The organism is Solitalea agri (assembly GCF_023914155.1).
GTDB classification, from domain to species: domain Bacteria; phylum Bacteroidota; class Bacteroidia; order Sphingobacteriales; family Sphingobacteriaceae; genus Solitalea; species Solitalea agri.
Genome location: NZ_JAMWYS010000009.1, coordinates 67,982 through 85,203, shown reverse-complemented (window position 1 = coordinate 85,203; position 17,222 = coordinate 67,982). Strand labels below are relative to the sequence as shown.

Here is a 17,222-nt window from a genome sequence, read left to right as displayed (position 1 = left end):
TGCTATCGTTTAGCTTACAATTGCCTGAATAAGTTTCTTTTCGCCGGCTACCCATAAAATATCTCCTTTTTCGAATCGGAATGAACTTTCTGGGTTTAAGATTCGTTCATTTCTGCGTTCAATACCTACAATTAGTGCCATTGCTTTTTCCCGTATTCCGGAGCTTTTTATGGTTTTGTTAAGTAAAGGGGAGTTTCCGTTCACCGTAATTTTATGAAGAGTAACTTCACCTCCATTACTTTCAATGTCGTTAGTTGGTTCTGATGAAATATATTGCTCAAAGCTTTTTAATTGCTCATCGGTTCCAACAACGGCAATTCTATCGTATGGGTAAATATATTCTTCCTTGGATGGTATCTTAATTTTTCTGGTTCCGCGTTCAATAACCGCAACATTAACTCCAAAGTTTTCTCTTAATGAAAGCTCCACCAGTGTTTTGCCAACAGCCAAAGATTGAGGGTTAACAGTAAAATAAGCCAGGTGTGAATCCCAAGGCATCAATTCGTCCATCCGTTTAGAAGCCGCACTTATTTCCCGGGCATTTAAATTGGTTAAAAAGCGGGACTCTAATTTTCCGTAGAAAGACTGAAGTCGGGTAGAGAAAATAATAAAGCTAACCACTGATATTATTATTGCCGAAATTATTGCAAAATTAATTGAATAAAATTGTGCAACTAAAGCGCCTATAAACACTATCGAAAGCATAATTCGAAGTATTTCGAGCGTGATCAATGGTCCCCGGTTATATTTAGTGTCAACCCATAGTTGTTTATAAGCCGTGCCCTGTATTTTTTTTGCCGACAAGGCCCATAGAAAAGGACTCATTAAAGCAAAGGCTATAACAATAATCGCTAATTCACCATAACTATTATTGTTAATAAAGCTTTCGTTAAGTTTTGGTGTTAAATATTTAACGGTGAACAAAATGCCAATGATAACAATTGAATTGGTTACGATGGTTGATAAATAGGTCTTAAAAAACTCCTTCCAATTATTGGTTTCTGCAATGGTTTGAGTTCCTGAGCTGTAGCGGGTTAATGCTAGTTGAGCTTTTTCAGGAAGGAGCCTGTAAACGAAATTATAAGTAGGCTCTGCTAGTTTAATTAGATAAGGTGTAGTAAACGTTGTAATGGCAGAAACCGCTACAGCTATAGGATATAAAAAATCGCTGGTGACTTTTAGGCTTAAGCCGAGAGTGGCTATAATAAATGAGAACTCTCCAATTTGAGCCAGGCTCATCCCTGTTTGCAAGGAGTGTTTTAATGGTTGACCCGAAAGGAGCGCTCCCAATCCGGAACTCAATGTTTTTCCGACAATTGTAACCACTGTTATTACCAAAACGGGTCCGCCGTACTGGATTAATACCTTAGGGTCTATCAGCATTCCTACTGATACAAAAAATATAGCTCCAAATAAATCCTTGACAGGTTTAACTAAATGCTCGATTTTTTCTGCTGATGTTGTTTCTGCAAGTATGGCCCCCATAACAAAAGCGCCCAGGGCAGGTGAGAACCCTACAACGGTTGCTAATGAAACCATTAATAAACAAAGTGCTAATGAGATAACCAGTAGCATCTCATCATTCATTAATTTCTTTGCTTTTTTTAACACAGTAGGGATTAAAAAGATGCCGCCCAAAAACCAAATAGCTAAGAAAAAGATAAGTTTTAATACTGAGATCAGCATTTTATCACCTGCAAAATGTTGGCTTACTGCCAAGGTTGAAAGCAATACCAGTAATAAAATTGCCACCAGATCCTCGACTATCAATACCCCGAAAACTAAACTGGCGAACTTCCGGTTTTTTACGCCTAGCTCTTCAAAGGCCCGAATTATAATGGTAGTGGATGAAATTGATAAGATTCCTCCTAAAAAAATACTATCCATCAGATTCCAGCCCATGGCTTTACCAGTTATATACCCAATCGCCAGCATTGAAACAACTTCAACAATTGCCGTTATAGAGGCACTTCCTCCAACTTTAACTAATTTTTTAAAACTGAATTCGAGTCCAAGGCTGAATAAGAGAAAGATTACACCTATTTCGGCCCAAATTTTAATGCTATCTATTTCAGTAACGGTAGGAAATAGTGTAAAGTTCGGACCTATTAGTAGCCCGGTAATTAAATAGCCTAATACAACGGGTTGCTTTAACTTTTTAAAAATCAGCAAGGTTACTCCTGCCGAAACCAGGATCAAAGTGAGGTCGGTAATTAAATGAGGTAAGTGAATCATCGGCCTTTATTAAAGTAAAAAGAATGAGCTTGCTTAATGCATACGTAAACAAACCTTAGGTTTTAATGTCGAATTGTATGTTTTCGACTCGGATTTCATAAATATAAGACCTTCAATTAAGATTTAAGGGGAGAAATAGTTGTAGAGTCTATTGTAAAGGAAGGAATAAATGGTCTTAGTTATTAAAAAACAAGGAGGTACCTTAATATTCGTACCTCCTTGTAAAATATGAGTTACCTGCTAATACGGATGTTACTTAATTACCAGTTCTGTGTTACAATTTGTGCCAGGTTCTTCAACCAATTCATTTTCCAGGTTTGAAGGTTGAAATTTTACAAGTTCATCAATACTCACTGGTTCAATAATTTCACTGTCAACTAAAGCTGCACTTGGAGTAAATTTTATTAATTGATCAAGAGAACTTACTGGTTCAACAATTGATTCTGAGCTTAACTCGCTTGGAGTGAATTTTACCATTTGTTCCATCGATAAAGGTTCAATAATAGAATTTACGTCAATTTCTGATGGAACAAATTTTATGAATGCATTAAGCTCAGTTTCTGTCGATTCATTATCAAAGGTTGCGGAAGGTTTGAATTTGATCAGCTCTTCTATTGATTTATCGGAGGTGGAAGCAGGTTCAAACTCAACTTCTTGTTGTGATGGTACGAACTTAATTTTTTCATCAAGTTCTTGTATGGCAGTTAAATCTGAAACATCTACATCTTCAATAATAGAAGAAGGTTTAAACTCAACAAGAGCGTTTAGTTTTGAAGTTGAAAAAGCATGAACAGTTACTTCTGCTAAATGTTGTGGTCTTGTAGGTATATTTTCTTCCGAAGGGAAATAAATGTCTAAACTTTTTTCATCGGCTTCTGAATTACCAGAGAAAGTGCTGATGTTTAGTTTCGTAGTGCCGAGTGTGGTTAGAGTAGCAATACTAACAACAGTGATGGTTTTTACGAGCGTTTTCATATTGTGTTAAGTTTTATAGTTTTCAAATTATTTAGTTGATAGCTATGACGCTAAGTTACACTAGTAGGTTACACATAGTACTATATTTTCTGTAACATGGGTATTGTTGTGCTGTAACTTACCTATTACTGTGTATTGGTGTTTAGTACGTTGTTTATCAGTTTGTTGAAATGACTAGGTGGGGGTTTGAATGTTGCATGGCCATTAAAAAACAGATAGATTTTAAGCTAAGGGAGGAAGTAGTAGTCAACTTAGAATAGAAGGAATTGAAGGACTTTGATCATTAAAAAAACAAGGAGGTACGATGATGTTCGTGCCTCCCTATAAATATGAGTTATCAGCTAATACGATATTACTTTATTATCATTTCAGTGTTACTATTTGTGCCAGGTTCTTCAACCAATTCATTTTCCCAGTTTGATGGTTGAAACTTTACAAGTTCCTCGATACTCACTGGTTCAATAATTTCGCTGTCCCTTGAAGCTATACTTGGAGTAAATTTTATTAATTGATCAAGAGTGCTTACAGGTTCAATAATTGATTCAGAGCTTAACTCGCTTGGAGTGAACTTTAACATTTGCTCAATTGATAAAGGCTCAACAACTGAGTTTAAGTCCATTTCTGATGGAACGAATTTTATTAAAGCATTAAGCTCAAGTTCTGATGATTCATTATCAAAAGTTTCGGAAGGTGTAAATTTGATCAACTCTTCTATTGATTTATCGGTGATTGAAGAAGGTTCAAACTCAACTTCTTGTTGTGATGGTATGAACTTAATTTTTTCATCAAGCCCTTGTATTTTTGTTAAATCTGAAACATCTACATCTGCATCTTCATTTATAGAAGGTTTAAATTCAACAAGAGCGTTCAGTTTTTCGATCGAGTAAGCATGTACAGTTACTTCGGCTAATTGTTGTGTTTTTGTAGGAGTATTTTCTTCTGCAGGGAAATAAATATCTAAAGCTTTTTCATTAGCTTCTGTAGAACCAGCAAAAGTGTTAATGTTTAATTTCGTAGTGCCTATTGTAGTTAGAGTAGCAATACTAACAACAGTGATGGTTTTTACGAGCGTTTTCATATTGTGTTTAGTTTTATAGTTTTCAAATCAATTAGTTGGTAGTTATGACGCTAAGTTACACTAGTAGGTTACACATAGTACTATGTTTTTTGTAACATGGCTATTGATATGCTGTAACTTACCTATTACTGCATATTGATATTTACTATCTTGTTTATCAATTTGTTACAATGACTTATTGTGTTTTGAAATGTTGCACTGTCGTGAAAAAATGTATAGCTATTAACTAGGTGTCAGCAAAAAAAAGTAGGATTATGAGTTTGAAATGTTTTTAATGTGACTGGTTGAATTTCAAAATAAAATGGCTACATTTGCAGCCCCTTAGTGGGAGAATTTTTTAATTAATATATTAAACAACAAATGAAGAATTACGAAACCGTAATCGTTCTAACCCCGTTGTTATCAGAAGAAGCTTCGAAAGAAGTTGTTGCCAAATTCAGGAAGATCCTGACTGATAACGGAGCCGAGATTGTCCACGAAGACAATTGGGGTTTGAAAAAGCTGGCTTATCCAATCCAGAAAAAAACTACAGGTTACTACACTGTAACTGAGTTTAAGGCTTCAGGCGAGTTAATTAACAAATTAGAAGTTGAGTACAAACGTGATGAGCGCGTTATGCGTTTCTTAACTGTTGCGTTAGACAAACACGCTGCAGCTTACACTGAACGTAAACGTAAAGGAGAATTAGCTCCTAAAGCTTCTAGAAAATCTGAGGAGGGTGTTGCATAATGGCTAATCAAAACATTTCATACGTTACTCCTCCAAAGGTTGAGGATAACCGTAAAAAGTACTGCCGTTTCAAGAAAAATGGCATCAGATACATCGACTACAAAGACGCTACTTTCTTGTTAAAATTTATTAACGAGCAAGGTAAAGTATTACCTCGTCGTTTAACTGGTACTTCGTTAAAATTCCAACGCAAAGTAGCTCAGGCAATTAAACGTGCCCGTCATATCGCTATTTTGCCTTATGTAACTGATGGTTTAAAATAAGGAGGGCGCTACAATGGAAGTAATTTTAAAACAAGACGTTAAAGCGCTAGGCGAAAAAGACGATGTTGTAAATGTGAAACCTGGTTACGCACGTAACTATTTAATTCCTCAAGGTTTCGCTGTTATCGCTAACGATAGCAATCGCAAGATTTTGGCTGAAAATTTACGCCAAATTGCGTTCAAACAAGATAAATTGAAAAAAGACGCTGAAGCAATTGCTGAAGGCTTAAAAGATGTGAAACTTTCTATCGGTGCTAAAGCTGGTGAAAGCGGTAAAATCTTTGGTGCTGTAAATGCATTACAAGTTGCTGAAGCTATCAAAAAATTAGGCTTTGAAGTTGATCGTCGTAAGATCACTTTCGAAACTGATGTTAAATTCATTGGTGAGTACGTTGCAAACGTTAACTTACATAAAGAAGTTAAAGTACAGGTGCCTTTTGAAGTTATCGCTGAATAATTTCAATTAACTTATATTGAAAAGGCGCTTGGTTTACAGGCGCCTTTTCTTTTTGTCAGCTCTTCGTTTTTTCTACCCTTCTGCCTAATTTACAGGCAAATTATTACATCAATAAACTATTCTTTGTGCTGTTAAAAACATACATAACTAATCCCCGTACATTTATACACCGCGAACAACAAAATCCTGATATAACCCGAGCCTTGGTTTCGATGGTTAGCCTGGTCGGTTTTCTTGTAGTAGCCCAATTAACGGGTCATAGTGATATTGGGGTTTATGGAGGTTTGGCAGCTGAACTTATTTCGTGGGCCCGTGTTACCGGGTCATTTGCTCAACGGGTATGGGTAATGATCTTAGGCGCAATTGCAGTAGCGGCTGCTTCCTTTTTGGGAACTATCGCCGGAGGGAATATGTTTGCGGCAATGGCCTTCCTGCTGGTGGTAGCCTTTTTATCTGGGATGGCAAGAGGATTAGGGGATCATGGGCTAACATTGGGTACGCTGGCTGTTATCCTTTTTCTTCTCTCATTGTTTGGTCCTAATACGATTGCTGTAGCTGAGAAAAGAGCAATTGCCGTTTTAATTGGTGGTTCCTGGGCTATTGTGCTCCGTGTTATTATTCTTTGGTTGATTAAACCGCAATTGCCCTATGATATTGCTATTTCAAAACCATGGACAGTTTGTGCGGATATGATGGGAATGGTCCCGCAACTTTCGGGTATTGATGAGAAAGAAGCAGAAAATCAACTCAACGAACAAGAAACTAAGCTTAGAATAGCAATAAACGAACTTTTGCCATATTTAAGAAAGGGTGATAATAAGATAGTTTCTGTTAGACGGGAATTGTTGAAAGTGGTTAGGGCGAGCTCGCGTTTTGGGTCAACAGCTATGGCTCTTTTCTATGAGATGAATGAAGTAAGTAAGCACGAACGTCTTGGTTTTATTGTGCCTACCTTGAAAAATACTTTTCAAGCTTTGGAATTGGCGGCTTCCACGGTAGGGCATTATTTAATGTCGAGATCTATAGAAGATGAAGAATTGCTTAAGATCAGGATTCAACGCTCTGAAAATACAATCGTTATTTTGAAGAAAAGATTGGAAGCTGCTAATCTTTCTCTATACGATAAAGTAGAGGTTTTGAAGGTGATCAGTATGTTCGAGTCATCGATCGGGTATTTAAATACGGCACTTACCTGGGCCGAACGAATTGATGAAAAACGTAGTCAGCTTTCGTTTATTACTCATTTTCAACCCGTAATATCCATACGTTCTCAATGGAAAAACACCTTGTCGGAATTTACTGCCGAATCTGAATTGTTTAGGCATAGCTTACGTTTAGCACTAATTGCCACCATCGGGATTTTCCTGTATTACACATTAGAAATACCTCGTGGCTATTGGATATCCTTAACAATTATGGTGGTTTTACAGCCCGATTTTAGTTCTACAAGGTTAAAGGCTTGGGATAGGGTATTGGGCACATTAGGGGGTGTTTTTGCCGCCAGTATTTTAATGCATTATGTTCAATTTCATTATGTAATCTTTATTGTTATTGCAGTTTGTTTATTCCTGTTCTTTTATTTTCAACAGCGTAATTATGCCATCGCAGTATTCTTTCTAACAATTGAGCTGGTTGCCATGATCGATTTAACACTTCCTTACGAATGGCATATAGGTTTGTACCGAATGATGAATACGGTAGTGGGAGGAATTATTGCGGTTGGAGCTACTTATTTATTGTGGCCAAAATGGGAACATGTGAAGTTGGGCCATTACCTTTCTATGGCTATAATGGCTAATAAGAACTATCTTGATCAGGTAGGATACGAATTGAAAGAAAAAACGGGTTTTCACAGTCGCTTAATCGGATTGAGACGTAAGGCCGAGGTTTCTAACTTAAATATGGCAGATGCATTTAAGCGAATAAAATATGAGCCGGGTGCGAACAAAGAAAGATTGAAACTTGCAGAGGATCTGGGTTTTTACAACGCCAAATTAACCAGAGAGATCACTTCTTTCGGGGCAATTTTGCCTGGAATTAGTAAAGAGTTTAATTATCCGATTACCTATACCCTAATAGATGAATCAACTAATTTATTAAATGACCTGGCCGAGGCTATTGAAAATGATCAGCTTATATGTGTGCGGCACTCATTTACAAGATTCTTTATTGAAATTGAAAATAAGGTGCTGAAAATCAGGGAAAGCAATCCTTCGAATGATCCACAAAAGCAAAAAGACATCGAACGGCAGCTTATTGATCTGGATTTAATAAGATCGCAGCTCGATAAAATTACTACAGAGATTGCCGCCATGTGTAATATATCAGGCAATATCGAACTGCAAGCCATTGAGACTAATTAATGTCATCAATTTTTAATTCTTTGTTTTCAGCCTCGTTTCAATTATTATTTTTGCCCCCACTATGTCAAAAGTTTTTCGATTTATAGGGAAAGCGGCTCTGTGGTTTTTCGTCATTACCATTCTTTGGGTTATTATATATCGCTTTGTTCCAATTCCTGTTACTTTTCTTCAGGTGCAAAGATGCTTTGAACAAAAAGCCGATGGGAAAGAAATCAAACTGGAAAAGGATTGGGTTTCTTTTGAGGAAATTTCACCTAATCTGAAACGCGCAGTAATTGCATCTGAAGACCAATTATTTATGGAGCATATGGGTTTCGACTGGGATGCTATGCGTAAAGCCTGGGTATATAATGAGAAAAAGAAAGGGAAAAAAGTGAAGGGAGGAAGCACCATTTCTCAACAAGTGGCCAAAAATGTGTTTTTATGGTCCGGACGCTCATACATTCGTAAAGGCTTCGAAGCCTATTTTACTTTTTTGATCGAAATATTTTGGTCGAAAAAGCGAATTATGGAAGTATATTTAAATGTTATCGAAATGGGTGATGGAATATATGGAGCAGAGGCGGCCGCATTGGAATATTATAAAAAGCCTGCAGTTGATTTGAGTAAGCGTGAAGCGGCTTCAATCGCGGCAATTTTGCCTAATCCTTTAAACTGGTCTCCTACCAAACCTTCTCCTATGGTTAAAAAGAAAATTAAACGAATTATGCGTTTTATGCGAATATTAGGGCCGGTTGGTTTTGAATAATAGATATTATTGAATTGATAAAGTAAAAAAGCTCAAAAGTTTTAATTTTTGAGCTTTTTCTTGTTTAAAATATTATTTTGAGAATAATTCTTTTAATTTAGGGCACACATTTGTTGCCTAAAAGTTAAATCTATGAAATTAAGCAAGTTTACAAGGGTGGATTATATTATTTTGGGATTGCTATTTATTGCCATTCAGGTTTTTTTAATCGTTTATTCAATTTCATAGAACTGAAGCGAAAACCTGATTATGCCAGCTGTTCTTTAAAGGTACTTCCCAATTGTTTTCAAATTCTTTTATAGTGGTTACAAGATTGTTGAAGACAATAGATTCACCATTAAGTACTTTTTCTTTAAGAAGTTCCTCGAATTCATTTCTTGAAACAGATTTTACTTGTCCATTATATTTATAAGCAATGTTAAATCGATCAAATAAATTGATTTTGAACTTATTCTCAATTTCTTTCATCAACCTAACCGATTTATCAATTGAACAACCACTTGCTCCATACTGAGATTCATCAACCATCAATACAATGAAACGATTATAATAAATGCGAGCACTTGCCTTTAATAAATTGTCGTGCGCTGTCCAATCGGTAGTAAATTGTTTTAAAATGTACTCTAAACTATTAACTTCTTCAGTTGTTAATTCACGGTCCGATTGATAAATCCAAACCCTTGATGCTTCGTTAAAACTGTTCATAGCGCAAAGATAGTTATCTTAACAATGGATGAATTTGAAAAATTAAATATATGATGTTTATCTGACCATTAATAAGCTTTACCAATTCTTCAATTTTTGAATTAGGCTCCTTAAGCGTTATTCAATAATTAATAATGACTTATCTTTGAACATGAAACTACCTCCTCCATTTAAAATAAGAATGGCCGATTTTTTAGGTCCTGAGCTTGAACAATTCATTGAAGCGTTAGGTTCTGAATCACCGGTTAGTATCAGAATAAATAAAAATAAATATCCTTTTGATATTGCCTATAAGCCAATCTTATGGACCCAAACGGGTTATTACCTTCCTTTACGACCATTGTTTACTGCCGATCCACTTCTGCACGCCGGGGCCTATTACGTTCAGGAGGCCAGTTCAATGTTTTTAGAGCAGGCAATTCAACAATCGTTGCCAGTTAAGGAAAGTATGAATGTACTTGATTTATGCGCCGCTCCGGGAGGTAAGTCCACGCATCTGATTTCAATGTTTCCTGCTGATAGTTTAATTGTATCTAATGAGGTTATAAAAAGTCGTGTTCCTATTCTCTCGGAGAATATCCAGAAATGGGGAAATGGGAATGTAGTAGTTACCAACAACGATCCTAAAGAGTTCAAAGATATCAAGCAGTTTTTCGACTGTATTGTGGTTGATGCACCCTGTTCAGGAGAAGGAATGTTTCGTAAGAATGCAAATGCGGTTGATGAATGGTCGGAAGATAATGTGCAGCATTGTGCCTTACGTCAGCGCAGGATACTAGCCGATATATGGCCTTCATTGAAAGCTAATGGTATTTTAATTTATAGCACGTGTACTTTTAGTAAAGAGGAGAATGAGGCAAATTTAGCTTGGCTTTGCGAGCAGTATGATGCAGAAAACGTTGAATTGAATCTTGAAGAAACCTGGAACGTTAAGGAAAGTAGTTTCTCTGGCTGTACTGGCTATCGTTTTTATCCGCATAGAGCTGAAGGGGAGGGCTTTTTTTTAGCGATAGTTCGGAAAAAAGCGGATGACAGTAGCGAGTTTAAATTTCCTAAAAAAAGAGCAAAGAGCCGTTTGCTGCCTTTGGAGGATAAGAATGTTACCCCATTTAAAGAGGTTTTTATTAATGCAGGAAATTGGAAATATTATTCCAAAGATGAAGATATTATTGCTGTTCCGATAGCAAAGGCCAAAGAAGTGGAGTTTCTTTATGATTCGTTAAATGTTTTTAGCGCAGGAATATTGGTTGGGCAACATACTAAGAAAGAATTTCGTCCCGATCATGCACTTGCTTTAAGTGTAAATTTAAATAAGTCGTTTTTTTCAGTGATAAAAGTTGATAAGAATGAAGCATTGAAGTTTCTACGGAAGGATGACAGTGTTTTTAGTGGAGGCTCTGAAGGTTGGAATTTAGTTGAATATGAAGGACTTGGATTAGGTTGGGTGAAGAAAATTGGGCATCGATTTAATAATTACTATCCTAAAGAATGGCGGATTCGCTTGTCGCTCGATAAACTGCAATAGCAGTTTTAGGTGGATGTTTCAACATGTAAAATACCTGATAGTAGGTATTGTTTACATATTCCTCATATGTTACTTTAGCCGCCAGTATCGCGACCTCACCAAATCTACGGATGCTGATTGCAGCAGTACTCAGGTTTGAGTACCTATTCTAAAACATTTCTGGCTGTTAGCGATAACAGCCTTTTTTTTGGGGTTACTGATTAATGAAAAAGCTGCATGGAATTAATTCCATTGCAGCTTTTTCTGTGTTTTATAACTAACTTTTAGTTAACTCCAGCCGTTAGCTTTAGTGGCTATTTCTGCGATATCCAATACCTGTACTTCGGTTTCTTTTTCGGCCAGTTTTACTCCATCTCTGATCATGGTCATACAAAACGGACAACTTACTGCAATAACATCAGGTTTAAGGGCAAGAGCTTCCTCTGTACGTTCAATATTTATGTCTTTGTTGCCTTTTTCAGGTTCTTTAAACATTTGAGCTCCACCTGCACCGCAACATAATCCGTTGGTGCGGCAACGTTTCATTTCCGTAAGTTCAGCATCTAACTGTTCAATAACAGCACGAGGGGCTTCATAAACCCCATTTGCCCTGCCTAAATAGCAAGGATCGTGATAGGTGATCTTTTTACCTTTAAAGGCTTCTCCGTTCTCAATTTTAAGTTTTCCTTCATCTATTAGTTGTTGTATTAATTGAGAGTGGTGAATTACTTCATACGTGCCGCCTAAACCTGGATATTCGTTTTTTAATGTGTTAAAGCAATGTGGGCATGCGGTAACTATTTTCTTAATGTTGTAGGCATTTAATACCTCTATATTGGTCATGGCCATCATTTGGAAAAGGAATTCGTTTCCGGCGCGTTTTGCAGGGTCACCAGTACAGCTTTCTTCAGTTCCTAAAATGGCAAATTTGATTCCCATATTGGTTAAGATCGTTGCTACTGCACGCGTAATCTTCTGTGCCCGTTCATCGAAACTTCCGGCGCAGCCAACCCAGAAAAGTATTTCAGGCTCTTCGCCTGCGGCCATATAATCGGCCATGGTTTTTATATGAAGTTGATTCATTTTTTTAGTGTAATTGGTTATTGATTGATCCAGTTAATACGGTCGGTAGGAGAATATTTCCAGGGAGCCTGATTGTTTTCAATATTTCCGAACATGTTATTAATGCTTGCCGGGGCGTTCGACTCTTCCATTACCAGGTAGCGACGTAGTTCAACAATAATTGAAAGAGGGTCGATGTTTACAGGACAAGATTCAGTACATGCGTTGCAGGTAGTACATGCCCAAAGCTCTTCGGCAGTGATATAGTCACCTAATAGTGTTTTACCATCCTGGTAATCTTTGCCATGTTTATCGATATTATTGCCAACTTCTTCCAAACGATCACGTGTATCCATCATGATTTTACGTGGCGAAAGTAGCTTTCCGGTCATGTTGGCCGGACAGTTGGATGTACATCTTCCACATTCGGTGCAAGAGTATGCATTCATTAAGTTTACCCAGGTTAAATCGGTTACATCTTTAGCTCCAAATCTTCCCGGAGTAGCATCAGCTGGAGGAGTAAAGCTTGGGTCTAACATGGCTTTAACTTCATTGGTTACAGAAGCCATATTGGTGAGCTTTCCTTTGTTATTAAGATTTGAATACCATGTATTGGGGAAAGCTAATAAGATATGGAAATGTTTTGAATAGGGGATATAGTTCAAAAAAGCAAAGATCCCTACAATATGAAACCACCAGCATACCCGTTCAATTACTTCGAGGGCGGTTATGTTGTCAGGTAAAATAGATGCCAAAGCTGCACTTATTGGAAAAGAACCCGCTTTAACATAATGAGAAACCCCTAATGCTTGTAGTTTATAGTCGGCGGCATTCATGGTTAAAAAAGCGGTCATCAATAAAATTTCGGCTATAAGAATATAGTTAGCATCACTTACCGGCCAACCTTTCATTTCAGTGCCCGAAAAACGTTTTAAATGAATGATATTTCTGCGGATTAAAAAAATAATACAGGCTGATAGCACTCCCAGGGCAAGGACCTCAAATGATCCGATCAAGAAGTTGTATAGTCCTCCTGCAAAGGAAAGAATTCGATGTGAGCCAAAAATACCGTCAATTACAATTTCTAAAACTTCGATATTAATAATCACAAAGCCTACATAAATAAGGATATGAAAAAATCCGGCAACAGGTCTTTTCATCATTTTTGATTGACCGAGTGCCACCATGGCCATGGTTTTCCATCGCTCTGCAGGGGCATCGGATCGGTCGATATCTTTACCCAGCAGGATGTTTCTGCGGATTTTTTTCACATTTCTAGCGAATAGCCAAATCGCGGCTGCAGAAATGAGTACAAATAGAAGCTGTGCTAACATAAGGTTTTTGATCAGAGTATAACGCTAAAATAATAATTCAATAAAATAAACCAATTTTTAAAACGGTCTATTTTCTACTTAGAATTGATATAAATTGCAGATTTGGGAGTTGAGCTGATTTTTTAGAGCAGTACTAATTTAAATTTTTAAAACGGTTAACTCAGTAATTCTAAAATCTATTTTCACAGATAATCTGATACTTATGCTTATGGTGTCTAAAAAAACAGAAAAACCTTTTTGATTTGAATAAAAAGATACTACATTTGCAGTCCCAAAACGAAATCAAAAAGGCTTTGTTTTAGGGAGTAAGATCAAAAGAGGTTTTACTTCAAAAAAGAGGTGATGTAGCTCAGTTGGTAGAGCAAAGGACTGAAAATCCTTGTGTCGCTGGTTCGATCCCGGCCATCACCACAATTTATTTTACACCGGAAGGTGATGTAGCTCAGTCGGTAGAGCAAAGGACTGAAAATCCTTGTGTCGCTGGTTCGATCCCGGCCATCACCACAGAAAAAGCCCCAAGTTGGGGCTTTTTTCATTTAAGATCTTTTTAGTTTAGCTTTTCATCTACTCTATTAATTAACGGCGACCATAACGGCGCTGATAACTATAAAGCTTTTTCTTCTGCCAAATAACTACAAGGAATAAGGTTGGGATTACGGTTATTGACAACCATTTGAATGCAAAATGAGAATCAATGTTTTGAATAGCCGTTAAGGTTTCTTCTGAAAATCCTATTTTAATGAGAAGAGCGCCAACTTTAGAGCTTAGGTCTGAAATTAGCAACATAATAATTTGGTATTGGGTTTGACTGTCTTCTAAAATAGAAAAAAATAATGATCAATACCTAACTTTTTGTTAAAAAAAATTATCAAGGAGCATAAAACTATCTATTTATCTAAATTAAAGCATACTCTGCATCTTGGTTCATAGCTTTCTTTCTCTCCAAGCAAAACTGTTTCCCGGCCAGCAGCTAGGCGATAAGAACGACTTGCCGGAGCTCCGCAAACCATGCAAACTGCCGTAATTTTGGTCACAAACTCAGCAATAGCCATTAATTTAGGAATTGGCCCAAATGGTTTTCCTGTATAATCCATATCCAAACCTGCCACAATAATTCGTACACCCTTATTGGCAAGGGCTTCACAAACTACCGGCAACTCATCGTCAAAAAATTGGGCTTCGTCAATACCAACAACTTGTGTATTACTACCTAAAAGAAGAATAGAAGAAGACGTTTCTATTGGAGTTGATTGTATGGAGTTTAAATCGTGTGAAACAACCGCTGTTGCATCATAACGTGTATCAGTAGAGGGTTTAAAAATTTCAACCTTTAATTTTGCTATTTGAGCCCTTCGTAAACGGCGTAAAAGCTCTTCGGTCTTCCCCGAAAACATTGGTCCGCAAATTACTTCTATACTGCCTCGTTGAAATATGTTTGGTCTTTCTATTCCCTCGTTTATCATCCACAATCAAATTAATGCTTTTCAGGTGCGAATATCATCATTAAATAAATAAATTCTATTGCTGTTGATAAGTTGTAAATATCTGTTAATCATCTGGTCGGTCTTTTTTATTGGTACTATTTCTGCTGCTAATTATTATTTTTGATACCAACAGAACATTACATTCGTTAGTTGTTTAAGCTGATTACTATGAACCGAGATAATATTTTACTACGTATAGGCTCCATTCTGGATGAATTAAGAACTGAATGCCGCACTTTGTATGTTCAACCAACTGTTCAAGTGATTGATTTGGAGCTTGTTGAGGCCAATGCTAATTATTTAAGAGAGCACGTTCAGATTCTTAGGAAGATAATTGAAAAAGAAAATGCTAGTACATCGACTGAAAGCAGTACTATTCACGAATTGGTTAAACCATCATCAATAAATGAGCTTTTAGTAAAAGCTGAGGAGAATACTCCTCGAACTGAATATAAAGAAGAACCAAGGATTGATAATTCGGTGAAGGCCACTTTGAAGATGGAGCAAAGTCCTGTTGTCATTGAAGAAATTAGTGAAAACGAACTTGATGTACTCCCTTCTCCTGAAGTAGATGAGCCCGTGTTACCGGAAGTGAAGGTTGTAGAAGTGAAACCGGATCCCCAACCAGAACCAATACTTTCGGTTGAAGAAAAGATAAAGAAGGAAGAAGAGGCCTGGGCCGAAATAAATAAGCGTTTTCAATCAAAAGTGCCAAGTTTAAATGACACAATATCGTCGACTAAGAAGGATAAGGTTGAGATTAACACGGCTCTTAAGACTCCAATTGGCGACTTAAAAAAGGCAATTGGCTTGAATGATAAGTTTGCTTTTATAAAAGGTTTATTCAATAATAGTGTTGAGTCGTTCGAAAATGCAATTAAAGAATTAAACGCCTGCACCAATTACAACGAAGCCAACCGTTATATCGAACAACAGTTGGCTCCTAAATATGATTGGATCAATAAGCCCGAATTACAGGAACAGTTTAACGAAATTGTTAAACTGCGATTTATCGAATAATTCCGTTACGGTTGGTGTCGAGCTTTATCAGTATAAATAATAAGATGGTAAAGCTCCAAAGAGAAGAACCTCCATAGCTGATAAATGGCAGCGGAATACCAATTACAGGCATAATACCGATTGTCATCCCGATATTTATAAATATGTGGAAGAAGATAATGCTGGCCACACCATATCCGTAAATTCGGGAGAAGGTGGATCGCTGTCTTTCGGCAATGACTACGATTCGCATTAAGAGGAAAGAATATAATCCCAATACGACCACACTACCCAAGAAACCCCATTCTTCACCAATGGTACAAAAAATAAAATCGGTACTTTGTTCAGGCACAAAGTCGTATTTAGTTTGTGTGCCTTTTAAATAGCCTTTACCTATAAATTGACCAGAACCAATAGCTATTTTCGACTGGTTAACATTATATCCAACACCTTTAGGGTCCACTTTCTTGCCCAATAACAGATCAATTCTATCACGTTGGTGTGGTTTTAAGATATTGTTAAATGCGTAATTTACACCGGTAACTAAGGCTATTGCCAATACCGCACTTCCAATTATTAAGAAGTAATGACGACGAACCCTGCGATCTCTCCACAACAAAAAGGCCGTTAATGCTACAAGAAATATAATTATATAGGATTGCGGTATAAGTAATGAAAGAACAAATAATATGACTGAAACAAATCCAAATACAAGGTAAAATGGAGGCAAGCCTTCGCGGTATAGGACTAAAAAGAAGGACATAAACACCATTGCAGAACCAGCATCAGGTTGGAGCAAAATGAGTGCAACAGGAGTAAAAATGAGTGCAAAGCATTTTAGTTGATCCCCAAAGTCACTAAGTTTAAGGTTCGTAGACCCCATATAGCGTGCTATAGCTAAGCAGGAGGCAACTTTGGCAAACTCAGCAGGTTGCAATCTGAACGCTCCAATCTCAAACCATGCTCGGTTTCCGCCTACGAGTTTACCCACAAATAATACCGCAATCAATAAAATAATGGTAATGCCGTAAAAGACATAGGCCGAAAAATTAAAAAACTTGGAATCTATTAACAGGATGACCGTAATAATTATTCCGGATGTTAGAATCCATATGAGCTGCTTTCCATAATTTCTACTCATATCGAATATGCTGGCATGGTCAGCGTCATAAACGGCAGCATAAATATTGGCCCACCCAACAAGAACTAAGCAGAAATAGATGATGATGGTGGTCCAATCAACGTTATAAAACGGGCTGGTTTGCTGATTTTGGTTCATTGTTAAC

16 protein-coding genes and 2 tRNA genes are annotated in these 17,222 nt (G+C 37.0%); 9 read left to right on the top strand and 9 right to left on the bottom strand.

Annotated features, from left to right (window positions below; all coding sequences use genetic code 11):
- Positions 1 to 9: 9 nt before the first annotated feature.
- The 3 genes from NF867_RS02815 to NF867_RS02805 form a co-directional block, all read right to left on the bottom strand.
- Positions 10 to 2,235 carry a cation:proton antiporter gene (locus NF867_RS02815; protein WP_252586027.1) on the bottom strand — a complete coding sequence of 742 codons (2,226 nt, stop codon included), beginning with the start codon at positions 2,233 to 2,235 and terminating at the stop codon, positions 10 to 12.
- Positions 2,236 to 2,487: 252 nt separating this feature from the next.
- A complete protein-coding gene (locus NF867_RS02810; protein WP_252586026.1) occupies positions 2,488 to 3,210 on the bottom strand; it encodes a hypothetical protein in 723 nt (240 codons plus the stop codon).
- Between the two features lie 352 nt (positions 3,211 to 3,562).
- The gene (locus NF867_RS02805) at positions 3,563 to 4,288 is read right to left on the bottom strand and encodes a hypothetical protein (protein WP_252586025.1); all 726 of its coding nucleotides are present in this window, start codon (positions 4,286 to 4,288) and stop codon (positions 3,563 to 3,565) included.
- A gap of 360 nt (positions 4,289 to 4,648) precedes the next feature.
- On the opposite strand from NF867_RS02805, the gene rpsF reads away from it, so the two are divergent.
- The 5 genes from rpsF (at position 4,649) to mtgA (ending at position 8,848) form a co-directional block, all read left to right on the top strand.
- Positions 4,649 to 5,017: a 30S ribosomal protein S6 gene (rpsF, locus tag NF867_RS02800; RefSeq protein ID WP_252586024.1), complete on the top strand. Its 369-nt coding sequence runs from the start codon at positions 4,649 to 4,651 to the stop codon at positions 5,015 to 5,017.
- Positions 5,017 to 5,280 carry a 30S ribosomal protein S18 gene (gene rpsR / locus NF867_RS02795; RefSeq protein WP_252586023.1) on the top strand — a complete coding sequence of 88 codons (264 nt, stop codon included), beginning with the start codon at positions 5,017 to 5,019 and terminating at the stop codon, positions 5,278 to 5,280. Before rpsF ends, rpsR begins: the two co-directional genes overlap by 1 nt.
- A 13-nt stretch (positions 5,281 to 5,293) precedes the next feature.
- On the top strand, positions 5,294 to 5,737 hold the full coding sequence (gene rplI, locus NF867_RS02790; protein ID WP_252586022.1) for a 50S ribosomal protein L9: 444 nt from the start codon (positions 5,294 to 5,296) through the stop codon (positions 5,735 to 5,737).
- A 125-nt stretch (positions 5,738 to 5,862) separates the two neighbouring features.
- Positions 5,863 to 8,100, top strand: coding sequence for an FUSC family protein (locus NF867_RS02785; RefSeq protein WP_252586021.1), 2,238 nt, complete (start codon positions 5,863 to 5,865; stop codon positions 8,098 to 8,100).
- A gap of 61 nt (positions 8,101 to 8,161) precedes the next feature.
- Positions 8,162 to 8,848, top strand: a complete 687-nt coding sequence (gene mtgA / locus NF867_RS02780) for a monofunctional biosynthetic peptidoglycan transglycosylase (RefSeq protein WP_252586020.1) — start codon at positions 8,162 to 8,164, stop codon at positions 8,846 to 8,848.
- Positions 8,849 to 9,070: 222 nt separating this feature from the next.
- Here the strand turns inward: mtgA and NF867_RS02775 are convergent, their stop codons facing one another.
- Positions 9,071 to 9,553 carry an ABC transporter ATPase gene (locus NF867_RS02775; protein WP_252586019.1) on the bottom strand — a complete coding sequence of 161 codons (483 nt, stop codon included), beginning with the start codon at positions 9,551 to 9,553 and terminating at the stop codon, positions 9,071 to 9,073.
- Positions 9,554 to 9,704: 151 nt separating this feature from the next.
- Here NF867_RS02775 and NF867_RS02770 point away from each other — a divergent pair, with 151 nt between their 5' ends.
- A complete protein-coding gene (locus NF867_RS02770) occupies positions 9,705 to 11,078 on the top strand; it encodes a methyltransferase RsmF C-terminal domain-like protein (protein ID WP_252586018.1) in 1,374 nt (457 codons plus the stop codon).
- A 267-nt stretch (positions 11,079 to 11,345) separates the two neighbouring features.
- Here the strand turns inward: NF867_RS02770 and NF867_RS02765 are convergent, their stop codons facing one another.
- Together NF867_RS02765 and NF867_RS02760 are read right to left on the bottom strand one after the other, a co-directional pair.
- Complete coding sequence (locus NF867_RS02765) at positions 11,346 to 12,140, bottom strand: (Fe-S)-binding protein (protein WP_252586017.1); 795 nt, start codon at positions 12,138 to 12,140, stop codon at positions 11,346 to 11,348.
- A gap of 17 nt (positions 12,141 to 12,157) precedes the next feature.
- Entirely contained in the window at positions 12,158 to 13,453 is a 1,296-nt protein-coding gene (locus tag NF867_RS02760) for a 4Fe-4S dicluster domain-containing protein (protein ID WP_252586016.1), read from the bottom strand.
- Between the two features lie 338 nt (positions 13,454 to 13,791).
- On the opposite strand from NF867_RS02760, the gene NF867_RS02755 reads away from it, so the two are divergent.
- Both NF867_RS02755 and NF867_RS02750 read left to right on the top strand, forming a co-directional pair.
- A tRNA-Phe gene (locus tag NF867_RS02755) sits at positions 13,792 to 13,864 on the top strand.
- 20 nt (positions 13,865 to 13,884) lie between these two features.
- Positions 13,885 to 13,957, top strand: a tRNA-Phe gene (locus NF867_RS02750).
- Positions 13,958 to 14,029: 72 nt separating this feature from the next.
- Here the strand turns inward: NF867_RS02750 and NF867_RS02745 are convergent.
- Positions 14,030 to 14,239: a hypothetical protein gene (locus tag NF867_RS02745; protein ID WP_252586015.1), complete on the bottom strand. Its 210-nt coding sequence runs from the start codon at positions 14,237 to 14,239 to the stop codon at positions 14,030 to 14,032.
- A gap of 101 nt (positions 14,240 to 14,340) precedes the next feature.
- Positions 14,341 to 14,916, bottom strand: a complete 576-nt coding sequence (locus NF867_RS02740) for a thymidine kinase (RefSeq protein WP_252586014.1) — start codon at positions 14,914 to 14,916, stop codon at positions 14,341 to 14,343.
- A gap of 189 nt (positions 14,917 to 15,105) precedes the next feature.
- On the opposite strand from NF867_RS02740, the gene NF867_RS02735 reads away from it, so the two are divergent.
- Complete coding sequence (locus NF867_RS02735; protein WP_252586013.1) at positions 15,106 to 15,957, top strand: hypothetical protein; 852 nt, start codon at positions 15,106 to 15,108, stop codon at positions 15,955 to 15,957.
- On the opposite strand, the gene rodA is transcribed toward NF867_RS02735, so the two are convergent.
- The gene (gene rodA, locus NF867_RS02730; RefSeq protein ID WP_252586012.1) at positions 15,947 to 17,215 is read right to left on the bottom strand and encodes a rod shape-determining protein RodA; all 1,269 of its coding nucleotides are present in this window, start codon (positions 17,213 to 17,215) and stop codon (positions 15,947 to 15,949) included. The two genes, NF867_RS02735 and rodA, sit on opposite strands and share 11 nt — an antisense overlap.
- Positions 17,216 to 17,222 lie beyond the last annotated feature (7 nt).

Bases quoted from the DNA above. Each gene is read 5' to 3' on its own strand.
- mtgA (WP_252586020.1), top strand. From the start codon at position 8,162: ATGTCAAAAGTTTTTCGATTTATAGGGAAAGCGGCTCTGTGGTTTTTC.
- NF867_RS02740 (WP_252586014.1), bottom strand. From the start codon at position 14,916: ATGATAAACGAGGGAATAGAAAGACCAAACATATTTCAACGAGGCAGT.
- NF867_RS02815 (WP_252586027.1), bottom strand. From the start codon at position 2,235: ATGATTCACTTACCTCATTTAATTACCGACCTCACTTTGATCCTGGTT.
- NF867_RS02735 (WP_252586013.1), top strand. From the start codon at position 15,106: ATGAACCGAGATAATATTTTACTACGTATAGGCTCCATTCTGGATGAA.
- NF867_RS02805 (WP_252586025.1), bottom strand. From the start codon at position 4,288: ATGAAAACGCTCGTAAAAACCATCACTGTTGTTAGTATTGCTACTCTA.
- NF867_RS02810 (WP_252586026.1), bottom strand. From the start codon at position 3,210: ATGAAAACGCTCGTAAAAACCATCACTGTTGTTAGTATTGCTACTCTA.
- NF867_RS02775 (WP_252586019.1), bottom strand. From the start codon at position 9,553: ATGAACAGTTTTAACGAAGCATCAAGGGTTTGGATTTATCAATCGGAC.
- rpsR (WP_252586023.1), top strand. From the start codon at position 5,017: ATGGCTAATCAAAACATTTCATACGTTACTCCTCCAAAGGTTGAGGAT.
- rodA (WP_252586012.1), bottom strand. From the start codon at position 17,215: ATGAACCAAAATCAGCAAACCAGCCCGTTTTATAACGTTGATTGGACC.
- NF867_RS02765 (WP_252586017.1), bottom strand. From the start codon at position 12,140: ATGAATCAACTTCATATAAAAACCATGGCCGATTATATGGCCGCAGGC.
- NF867_RS02745 (WP_252586015.1), bottom strand. From the start codon at position 14,239: ATGTTGCTAATTTCAGACCTAAGCTCTAAAGTTGGCGCTCTTCTCATT.
- rplI (WP_252586022.1), top strand. From the start codon at position 5,294: ATGGAAGTAATTTTAAAACAAGACGTTAAAGCGCTAGGCGAAAAAGAC.
- NF867_RS02760 (WP_252586016.1), bottom strand. From the start codon at position 13,453: ATGTTAGCACAGCTTCTATTTGTACTCATTTCTGCAGCCGCGATTTGG.
- NF867_RS02770 (WP_252586018.1), top strand. From the start codon at position 9,705: ATGAAACTACCTCCTCCATTTAAAATAAGAATGGCCGATTTTTTAGGT.
- rpsF (WP_252586024.1), top strand. From the start codon at position 4,649: ATGAAGAATTACGAAACCGTAATCGTTCTAACCCCGTTGTTATCAGAA.